This window comes from Antarctobacter sp. (assembly GCF_048262615.1).
Classification (GTDB): Bacteria; Pseudomonadota; Alphaproteobacteria; order Rhodobacterales; family Rhodobacteraceae; genus Antarctobacter.
In genome coordinates this window covers 118298-127301 of sequence record NZ_JBLXFB010000012.1, presented here as the reverse complement: position 1 = coordinate 127301, position 9004 = coordinate 118298, and the positions used below count along the sequence as shown (strand labels likewise).

The 9004-nt window shown below is 64.0% G+C and carries 9 protein-coding genes and 1 tRNA gene; 6 read left to right on the top strand and 4 right to left on the bottom strand.

Translation table 11 applies throughout. From position 1 onward, the window contains the following. Positions 1–17: 17 nt before the first annotated feature. Positions 18–94 (bottom strand) — tRNA-Arg (locus tag ACN0S5_RS14680). 162 nt (positions 95–256) lie between these two features. Between ACN0S5_RS14680 and ACN0S5_RS14675 the strand changes: the two genes are divergently transcribed. Further along, positions 257–2719, top strand: coding sequence for a calcium-binding protein (locus ACN0S5_RS14675; RefSeq protein ID WP_417209434.1), 2463 nt, complete (start codon positions 257–259; stop codon positions 2717–2719). Positions 2720–2728: 9 nt separating this feature from the next. Here ACN0S5_RS14675 and ACN0S5_RS14670 read toward each other — a convergent pair whose 3' ends face one another. The 3 genes from ACN0S5_RS14670 to ACN0S5_RS14660 are packed head-to-tail and all read right to left on the bottom strand — an operon-like array spanning position 2729 to position 6284. Next, positions 2729–4111 carry a sensor histidine kinase gene (locus ACN0S5_RS14670; protein WP_417209433.1) on the bottom strand — a complete coding sequence of 461 codons (1383 nt, stop codon included), beginning with the start codon at positions 4109–4111 and terminating at the stop codon, positions 2729–2731. Between the two features lie 15 nt (positions 4112–4126). Continuing rightward, positions 4127–5545 (bottom strand): dihydrolipoyl dehydrogenase family protein, encoded by a 1419-nt coding sequence (locus ACN0S5_RS14665; protein WP_417209431.1) that lies wholly within the window; start codon positions 5543–5545, stop codon positions 4127–4129. A gap of 1 nt (position 5546) precedes the next feature. Then, a complete protein-coding gene (locus ACN0S5_RS14660; RefSeq protein ID WP_417209430.1) occupies positions 5547–6284 on the bottom strand; it encodes a TVP38/TMEM64 family protein in 738 nt (245 codons plus the stop codon). A 442-nt stretch (positions 6285–6726) separates the two neighbouring features. Between ACN0S5_RS14660 and rpmH the strand changes: the two genes are divergently transcribed. From rpmH to ttcA, 5 genes are all read left to right on the top strand, one after another. Further along, complete coding sequence (gene rpmH, locus ACN0S5_RS14655) at positions 6727–6861, top strand: 50S ribosomal protein L34 (RefSeq protein ID WP_012177012.1); 135 nt, start codon at positions 6727–6729, stop codon at positions 6859–6861. 29 nt (positions 6862–6890) lie between these two features. Further along, positions 6891–7280, top strand: a complete 390-nt coding sequence (gene rnpA, locus ACN0S5_RS14650) for a ribonuclease P protein component (RefSeq protein ID WP_417209429.1) — start codon at positions 6891–6893, stop codon at positions 7278–7280. After that, the gene (gene yidD / locus ACN0S5_RS14645) at positions 7280–7501 is read left to right on the top strand and encodes a membrane protein insertion efficiency factor YidD (protein ID WP_417209427.1); all 222 of its coding nucleotides are present in this window, start codon (positions 7280–7282) and stop codon (positions 7499–7501) included. The genes rnpA and yidD overlap by 1 nt, the downstream gene beginning before the upstream one ends. Before the next feature lie 309 nt (positions 7502–7810). After that, complete coding sequence (locus tag ACN0S5_RS14640; protein WP_417209426.1) at positions 7811–8026, top strand: hypothetical protein; 216 nt, start codon at positions 7811–7813, stop codon at positions 8024–8026. Positions 8027–8100: 74 nt separating this feature from the next. Next, positions 8101–8943: a tRNA 2-thiocytidine(32) synthetase TtcA gene (ttcA, locus tag ACN0S5_RS14635; RefSeq protein WP_417209425.1), complete on the top strand. Its 843-nt coding sequence runs from the start codon at positions 8101–8103 to the stop codon at positions 8941–8943. Positions 8944–9004 lie beyond the last annotated feature (61 nt).

Here is a 9004-nt window from a genome sequence, read left to right as displayed (position 1 = left end):
GCCCTACCGGGTGGTAGTGGCGGACCGAGGAGGATTCGAACCCCCGACCCCTTGATTCGTAGTCAAGTACTCTATCCAGCTGAGCTATCGGTCCGTGAGGGGGGGATTTACCCCCCGTGTCCGGCCTTGGCAAGGGGCTTGGCAAGGTTTTTGTGGATGATCCCGCAAAAGATGCAGGGCCCCATGCGCCAAATCAATGCCGCTTGTAGCCCGCCTGCTAGACAGGTCCCAAGCAACCTGTGTCGGAGTCGGTCTCATGGCAGTAATTTACGGAACCCCAATCGGGGAAGACCTCCCCGGAACACCGCTCGCGGATACGATCTTTGGCCTTGAGGGGGACGACACGCTGCGCGGTCTGGGCGGCGATGACGTGCTCCAAGGCAATGTTGGCAATGACCTTATGGATGGCGGCGACGGCGAAGACACGCTCTTCGGCGGCTCGGGGAATGACACCTACGTCGGCAGTCTTGGCGCGGACAATATTTATTGGACAACCGGGAGTGTCCATGCCGACTATTCCGCGACCACCGGCAATGTCTGGCTGACCCTTGTCTGGGGCTACACCCCTGACAAACTGCCATACGGCGATCCGCTCGTGAACGGCGACATTCTGCAATCTGTCTCTTCGGCCGAACTCGGCACAGGCGATGACACGGTGATCGGCTATGGCGGCTCGAACATCATCGACGGCGGAGCGGGCAATGATTCCCTCGTGGGCGGCGGCGGCAATGATTTGCTGATCGGCAATGCCGGCGACGACACGCTGAGAGACAGCGACGGCCTAGACACGTTGATCGGAGGCGAGGGTAACGACGTTCTTAACGCGTCCAGCGCCTACCTCTACCCTGACGACGGCCCGCAGGATCTGCTTGACGGCGGCCCCGGCAACGACACTCTCAGCGGCGGTTTCGGCGACGACACCTTGATCGGCGGGCCCGGAGACGACAGCCTGTTCGGCGCCTCTGGCGATGACCTGCTCGAAGGCGGAGCGGGGGCCGATACCTTGATCGGATCGGTCGGTCTGGGCGATATCGTCAGCTATGCCAATGCCCCAACGGCCGTCACCGTTCGCCTTTGGAACAACACTGTCTCAGGAGACGCGGAAACCACCGGCGACAGCATCCTCAGCTTCGAAGGCGTCATCGGCGGCGCAGGCAATGACCGGCTAGAGGGCCATCATCTTGCTAATACGTTGGACGGGGGCGTTGGAGACGACACTCTCTTTGGGTTCGACGGCAAGGACAGGCTGATCGGCGGCGACGGTGCCGACGTGCTGGATGGCGGACTGCTGAACGACACGCTCGACGGTGGCAACGGCCACGACAGCCTGACCGGCGCCTCGGGCAATGACGTCATCTCGGGCGGGCCGGGCGACGACACGGTGAATGCGGGTGCCGGGGATGACAAGGTCACCGGCGGACCGGGCGCAGACTCGCTTATGGGCACTGATGGCTTTGACACGCTGGACTACTCGGCAAGTCTCACCGGCGTCACCGTGAACCTCCTGCTGAATACCGCCTCGGGTGGCGACGCGCAGGGCGACAGCATCAATGCCTTCGAAGCGGTCATTGGCTCAAACATCGGCGACGACTCCCTGATCGGGTCGGCGGCTGGCAACGACATCTCCGGCCTTGGCGGCAACGACACGATCTCGGGCGGGTCAGGGCTGGACGACATATACGGAGGCGACGGCAATGACCTGATCTTTGGCCATGCCGCCGCTGATGATATCTGGGGAAACAGCGGCAACGACACGCTCTATGGCAACGACGGCGACGACAGCCTGTTGGGCTGGGCGGGGGATGACCTGCTGATCGGTGGCACCGGAAACGATACCCTGCGCGGCGAGCGTTCATTCTCACAGATCATTGGCCATGACACCCTGCACGGCAATGAAGGCAATGACATCCTGATGGGCGGTTACGGCGACGATCTGATCGCGGGACAGGAGGGCCGGGATTTCGTCAACGGCGAACAGGGCAACGACACCCTCTCGGGCGGCGCAGATATCGACACCCTGCTGGGAGGCGATGGCGACGACGTCATCTACGCCGGTCCCGGCGGCGACAGCCTTGATGGTGGCCTAGGCATGGACACTCTGAGTTATGCCGCCTTTACCCTGGCCGTGAATGTCCAGCTGGGCCCACAGGTGACCGGCGGCGCAGCCTCCGGCGACAGCATCGCGGGATTCGAGGTGCTGATCGGCGGCGGCGCGGGGGACGTGTTGATCGGTGACGCAGGGGCGAACACATTGCGCGGCCTTGATGGCAACGACACCCTGAGCGGGCTGGAAGGCCGCGACCTCTTGCAGGGTGGTGAGGGCAATGACCTGCTTCTTGGCGGCGCAGACAACGACCGGCTTACCGGACAGGCGGGCAGCGACACCCTGACCGGCGGCACCGGCAATGACCAGATGAGCGGCGGCGCGGGCGACGACGAATTTGTCTTTGACGGCGTGTTCGGGCAGGACATGATCTTTGATTTCGGCCTCGACGGCGCAGACGTGGCCCGCGTGCTGGGCGTCGGGGCCGGGTACAACAGTTTCGCCGATTTCGACGCGAACACCGACGGCGTGATCGACGCCGCCGACGCCGCGCTGACGGCCAATGTCACCTTCGGGGCGGACGGTCTGACCCTGCTCTTTGACGCCACCGGCACGCTTGCCGTCACCTTTCACGGCACCCTGTCGCTGGACGCCAGCGACCTGCTGTTCACTTGACACAGGCGCTCAGCTTGCGTCACCCATCGGCAGGCGGATCTCAAAGCAGGTGCCGGTGTCATCGCTGTGTGCCAGCCGCAGGCTGCCGCCGTGGCCGCGCACCAGTTCGGCGACAATCGCCAGACCCAACCCCGACCCGCCCTTGCGCACGCCGCCCTGAAACGCCTGAAACAGATGTTCGCGCGCCTTGGGCGGCAGGCCCGGCCCGGTGTCCGACACCGTGATCACCCAATCCTCATCCTCGGCATGGGCGGCCACGTTGATCTCACCGGGTTGCCCGGTGGCGACAATCGCCTGCCGCGCGTTGCGGATCAGGTTCGACAGCGCGCGATAGATCTGCTCGGAATCGGCGCGCACGGTCATGCTGGCGGGGATGTCCTCGGACAGGCTGACGTCGTGATCGTCCAGCGCCAGCCGCTCTGCCTCCAGCACCTCATTGGTCAGTTCCGACAGGTTGAACAGCATCAGACTGGGCGCGGGCTCCTCTGCCCGACCAAAGGCCAGCGTGTTCTCGCACAGCGAAATCGCGCGGGTGATCGAGTTCACCAGCTTGGGCGCCATCCGCTGCACCGCCGGGTCCTCGGACATCTCGATCCGGTCGGTGAACAACTGCGCCGAGGTCAGGATGTTGCGCAGATCGTGGCTGACCCGCGCCATCGCCCCGCCCAGTTGTGCCAGCCGGTCCTTCTGCCGCAGCGCCTGCGTCAACTGCGTCTGGAGCAATTGCAAAGACTCCTCGGCCTCGCGCAATTCGCGCACGGTGGCCGAGGGGCGGATGATCCGCCGCGCGTCCTCGGGGGCCTCTGCGTATTTCTGGATGTGGCCCACCACCCGCTTGATCGGTTTCACCAGCAGGCGGCGCACCGCAAGGAACAACAGCATCGCCGTGATGATGGAAATGACCGCCGACAGCAGCAGGATGCGCACGCCGTAATCGACCATGGCCGCCCGCAACGGGCCGCTGTCCATCGTGACCTCGATCAACTCGCCGCCGTCCTGCAACGGCGCGCCCATCACCCGGATCACCTGCGGCCGCGTATCCACCAGACAGGCCAGCGCATCGCGCATCAATTCCCACGCCGGGGCGTCGCGCAGATCAAAGGACTGCGACACCTCGCCGGGGATCGGGGAGGACAGCATCAACTGGCGGATCTCGTCGCGCCGCAGCACCACGTTGTAGACCCCCGCATTGGCCAGCAGTTCCGCCTCCAGTTCCGGCTCGATCATGTCGTCCGCCAGCAGCGCCAGCGACGCGATCTGCGCCCGTTCCAGCCGCGCCAGCAGGTAATCCTCGCGGAAGCGCGCCACCGACGGCATAAAGATCAGCACTTCGGCCATCATCACGAAGATGACGGTCAGGATCAGGAATCGGCCGGAAAGGGTATTGAGCATAAGGCGTTATCGCATTCAGGGCAGCCAGCGCTGCACAAACCGGACCACTTTCTTGACGGTGTCGTTCTCAAACAACTTCGGAGAGAAATAGGCCCCCGCGACGCGTTTGTTAATCTCTCCAATCGTCGGATAGGGGGAGACCATGTTGGAAACCGCGCTGATCTTCAACCCGTTGGCGATGACAAGCGACCAAAGGTTGATCAATTCCCCCGCCTGATGACCCGCAATCGACACGCCCACCGGCCTGCCCTTGACCACCATCAGCTTGATCAGGCCCTTGGTCTTGCGCTCTGCGATAGCGCGGTCGTTGTGGTGATAGTGAAAGCGCGCCACCTCCAGCCGATCACCGTGTTTCTCGCGCGCCTGCGCCTCTGTCAGGCCGATCTGCGCCAGTTCCGGCTGGGTGTAGGTGGCCCAGGGGATATGCGCGGTCTTGGTCTTGGCGGGCAGGCCGAACAGCGCGGAACGGATGACAATTCCGGCGTGATAGCCCGCCACATGGGTGAATTGCAGGCCGCCCGCCGCGTCGCCAATGGCATAGACGCGCCGGTTGCTGGTCTTCAGGCTGTCGTCCACCTTGACGCCCGTCTTGGTCGTCTCGACCCCTGCCGCCGTCAGGTTCAACTTATCCAGATTGGCCTTGCGCCCCACCGCCACCAGCAGGTGAGAGCCTTTGAAGACGCGCCCATCCTTGGTTTCCACCTCGATGGCACCCTCTTGGCCGCGCACCTCCTGCGCCAGCGCCTCTTCGGCGATCTCGATCCCCTCGGCGCGCAACTGCTCCAGCACGATCTGCGCCAGTTCCGGGTCGTCCTTGCCCAGCGCCTTGGCCCCTTCGATCACCGTCACCTGTGACCCCAGCCGCCGGTGCGCCTGCGCCATTTCCATGCCGATGGGACCACCGCCGATGATCAGCAGATGGTCGGGCCGCTCGCGCAGTTCCCACAGGGTTTCATTGGTCAGATAGGGCACGTCGTCCAGACCGGGGATCGGCGGCACCAGCGGCGACGAACCCGTGGCAATCACGATCCGCCGCGCGGTGATGCGATACGCGCCCGCCTCGACCACGCGGTCCGAGGTAAAGCGCCCGTATTCCCGGATCACCCGCACGCCGAACCCCTCGAACCGCTCTTGGCTGTCGACCGGTTCGATCTGCGCGATCACATCGGCCACATGGCCCTGTGCGGCGGCGTAATCCACCTGCGGCGCGGCATCCGCGACGCCGTAAACCTCGGCATGGGCCATCGCATAGGCGGTCTTGCCACTGGCGATCAGCGCCTTGGACGGGACGCAGCCGTAATTCAGGCAATCGCCGCCCATCTTGTGACCCTCCAGCAGGATCACATCCGCGCCCATCTGGCTGGCCCCCGCCGCAACAGACAGCCCGCCGGACCCGGCGCCAAAGATCAGCAGATCACAGGTCAGGTTTTCCATCTCAAAGACCCTTCTTGCCGCGAATGGCCTTGATGAGGATCGGCAGGGCAGACAGCGCCGCAAGACCAAGGATCGGGCCGATGATATGCGGCTCGAAGATGATGCTCAGGTCCGGGGTCTCTCCCCGTTCGAACACCTCGCCCAGACCGGCCCCGACAGAGGTATAGACCACCGTGCCCGGAATGATGCCCAGAAAGGTCGAGACCACAAAGCGGTGCAGCGGCACCTCAAGGAAAGCCGGCACAAGGTTGGCGATAAAGAACGGCACCGCCGGCACCAGCCGGATCAGGAACAGCATCGACCATTGGTTCTCGTCGATGCCCTCCTTGATCTTTTTGACCATGCCCTGCGAATGATCCAGCCGCTCCCCCAGCTTTGCGCCCAGCCCCCAGCGCGCCGCCAGAAAGATCGCCGTTGCGCCTGTCGTGGCGGCAATCACGTTGAACAGGCTGCCGGGGAAGGTGGCAAAAAGGAACCCGCCGGTCAGCGTGGCGATGGTGGCACCGGGCAGGGAAAAGGCCACGATGGCCACATAGACCAGCAGGAACACCGTCAACGTGGCGACATAGTTGTTGTCGCGAAAGGCCAGCAGCGCCTCGCGGTTGTCGGCCAGCGTCTGAAAGCTCAGCACATCGCCCAGCGCGAAATACCCCGCCACGGCGGCGATGGCGATGGCGATCAGCGGCAGGTGGCGTTTCAGGCCGGTCGGGCGATGCGGGGTCTGGGTCATGTCACTCATGTGGTCGAGGGCCTTTGTCGGTGTCTGCTGGCATAAAACATGCGGCGCGGACGGTCCCGGCAACAGGGGGTTCACGGGCGCTTGATCCCGGATCATGCCAAACGTGAGAAATCCGGCCCGCAAAGGCCAGAGTGAAACATTTCCCGCCCCGTGACGCCGGTGGTTTGTTGCAAAGCGGCAGAAGATCCGGGTGATTTGACGCGGGTCGGCGGCTTGACCGGGCTGTGCAAAGGTGAAGAAAAGGTAAAAACGCCTCTGTAAGCCGTTGATTCCGTGTGCCCTGTGGTCTGTCCACGCGTGGACAGGTGTTTCAGACCCCTCCGCGCGAGGCGGGCGAAAAAGCATGACACCCGTTTGACAGATGCCTTTTGCCCCCCTATAGGCAGGGCTTCGAATTTCCTGTCCCCGAGTCGCTCTGGGGCAATGAACCGGAGTAGCCGCGATGAAACGCACTTTTCAGCCGTCCAACCTCGTCCGCAAGCGTCGCCACGGGTTTCGTGCCCGTATGGCCACCAAAGCAGGCCGCAAGATCCTGAACGCACGCCGCGCCCGCGGCCGCAAGAGCCTGAGCGCCTGAGCCTCACGCCTGACGCAGCGGAGCGGGACGTGACCACCGCAAAAGCCGCCCCGGAGCAATCCGAGGCGGCCTTTTTGCCGTTGACCGTTCTCAGCAAGCGCGCCGATTTCCTGCGCGCCGCCCGCGCCCGCCGCGTGCCCTGTGAGGGCTTTCTGCTGCAAGGCCGCCAACGCGCGCCGGGCGAGGCAGAGGGCATTCGTGTCGGCTTTACCTGTTCGAAAAAGGTCGGCAACGCCGTCGCCCGCAACCGCGCCAAGCGCCGGTTGCGCGAAATCGCGCGCCTGATCCTGCCCGACATGGGCGTCGAGGGCTGGGACTATGTCCTGATCGGGCGCGCCGAAAAGACCGCGTGGCGCGATTTCTCCGCGCTCCAGACCGACCTGCGCCGCGCCCTGCGCAAGATTCACGGCCCCCAGTGATGACACCGCTGGCCCATATCGTTGCCCTGCCTGTCCGCGCCTACCGGCTGCTTTTCAGCCCCTGGGTCGGCCACGGCTGCCGCTATCACCCCACCTGTTCGGTCTATGCGCTGGAGGCGCTGGAAAAACACGGCGCGATCAAAGGCAGCTGGCTGGCGGCCCGGCGCATCGTGCGGTGCCACCCCTGGGGCGGATCGGGCATCGACAACGTGCCCGACTGAACCGGCACCAACTGGCGGTTTTCCCTACCCTTGGAATGCTAGGTTTGTGGCGGGGAATCGTGTATGACCTGCCGCAGGTTCAACCCGCAGCAAAGGAGGCAAACATGATGATGATTCGATCGCTCACCCATGTCCGGGTCGTTTGCCTCTGTGGTGACCTGCGCGGGTAAAGCGCTCTTTGGCCTGACACCCCAGTTTTCTCAAGTTTCATCCTGATTTCGGGACCGCGCATTCCGGCCTGCTTTGTCGCGGGCGCTGCCGCGCTGTTCCGTCCGAATTGAAAGGCCGGACCCTGTCCGGGCGAAAGACATGACCTTTTTCGATACCCTTTTCCTTCCTGCGGCGGTGGCCCCGCGCCCCGCCTTCCTGTCCGCGCTGTCCGGCCTGTTTCGTGCGGGCCCCACAGACCACGGCCCGCCTGCCGATCTGCCGCTGAGCGATCATTTGCGCCGCGACATCGGTGCCGTCCCGGCCAGCCCGGCGCTGCCGTCGACCGGAGCCGCAATGTTGAACAGCCTGCGCTGAAGGCGCGGGGCGGGCGCGCAGCCTGCCCCGTCGCCGCCGTTGCCACGGCACCGCCTTGCCGCTATGTGCAGCCCATGCTGGACGATGCCGACGACATTCACCCGCTCTTTTACGGGGCGCCCAAATCCACCGAGTTCAAAAAGCTCCGCAAGCGGATCGTGCAGAACGTGCGCGAGGCGGTGGAGCAGTATGGCATGGTCGAAGAGGGTGCCAGATGGCTGGTCTGCCTGTCCGGCGGCAAGGACAGTTACACCCTGCTTGCCATCCTGCATGAGCTGAAGTGGCGCGGCCTGCTGCCGGTCGATCTGCTGGCCTGCAATCTGGATCAGGGGCAGCCGGGCTTTCCCGCGACCGTTTTGCCGGAATTTCTGGAAAAGATGGGCGTCCCGCACCGGATCGAGTATCAGGACACCTATTCCATCGTCGTCGACAAGGTGCCCCAAGGGCGCACGTTCTGCGCGCTTTGCTCGCGCCTGCGTCGGGGCAACCTGTACCGGGTCGCCCGCGAAGAGGGTTGTTCGGCGGTGGTGCTGGGCCATCACCGCGACGACATTCTGGAAACCTTTTTCATGAACCTCTTTCACGGCGGCCGGCTGGCGACGATGCCGCCGAAACTGGTGAACGAAGAGGGCGATCTGTTTGTCTACCGCCCGCTGGCGCATGTGGCCGAGGTCGATTGTGACCGATTCGCGCGGGCGATGAATTATCCGATCATCCCCTGCGATCTGTGCGGATCTCAGGACGGGCTGCAACGGCAGCAGGTCAAGCAAATCCTTGACGAATGGGAGAAAAATTCACCCGGACGGCGGCAGGTCATGTTCCGTTCGCTGATGAATGTCCGCCCCTCGCATATGCTGGACCCTGCGCTTTTCGATTTCGCGGGCCTCATGCGCGACAAGGTTTCGCCTAAAACGTGAAAAACTGCCGCTGGCGTTAAGTTTCGAGTTACCGACGTGGCCTAGTGTCCCTCTTATGAAG

Excerpts from the sequence above, each read along its gene's own strand:
- ACN0S5_RS14675 (WP_417209434.1), top strand. The coding sequence starts at position 257 with ATGGCAGTAATTTACGGAACCCCAATCGGGGAAGACCTCCCCGGAACA.
- ACN0S5_RS14670 (WP_417209433.1), bottom strand. The coding sequence starts at position 4,111 with ATGCTCAATACCCTTTCCGGCCGATTCCTGATCCTGACCGTCATCTTC.
- ACN0S5_RS14665 (WP_417209431.1), bottom strand. The coding sequence starts at position 5,545 with ATGGAAAACCTGACCTGTGATCTGCTGATCTTTGGCGCCGGGTCCGGC.
- ACN0S5_RS14660 (WP_417209430.1), bottom strand. The coding sequence starts at position 6,284 with ATGAGTGACATGACCCAGACCCCGCATCGCCCGACCGGCCTGAAACGC.
- rpmH (WP_012177012.1), top strand. The coding sequence starts at position 6,727 with ATGAAACGCACTTTTCAGCCGTCCAACCTCGTCCGCAAGCGTCGCCAC.
- yidD (WP_417209427.1), top strand. The coding sequence starts at position 7,280 with ATGACACCGCTGGCCCATATCGTTGCCCTGCCTGTCCGCGCCTACCGG.
- ACN0S5_RS14640 (WP_417209426.1), top strand. The coding sequence starts at position 7,811 with ATGACCTTTTTCGATACCCTTTTCCTTCCTGCGGCGGTGGCCCCGCGC.
- ttcA (WP_417209425.1), top strand. The coding sequence starts at position 8,101 with ATGCTGGACGATGCCGACGACATTCACCCGCTCTTTTACGGGGCGCCC.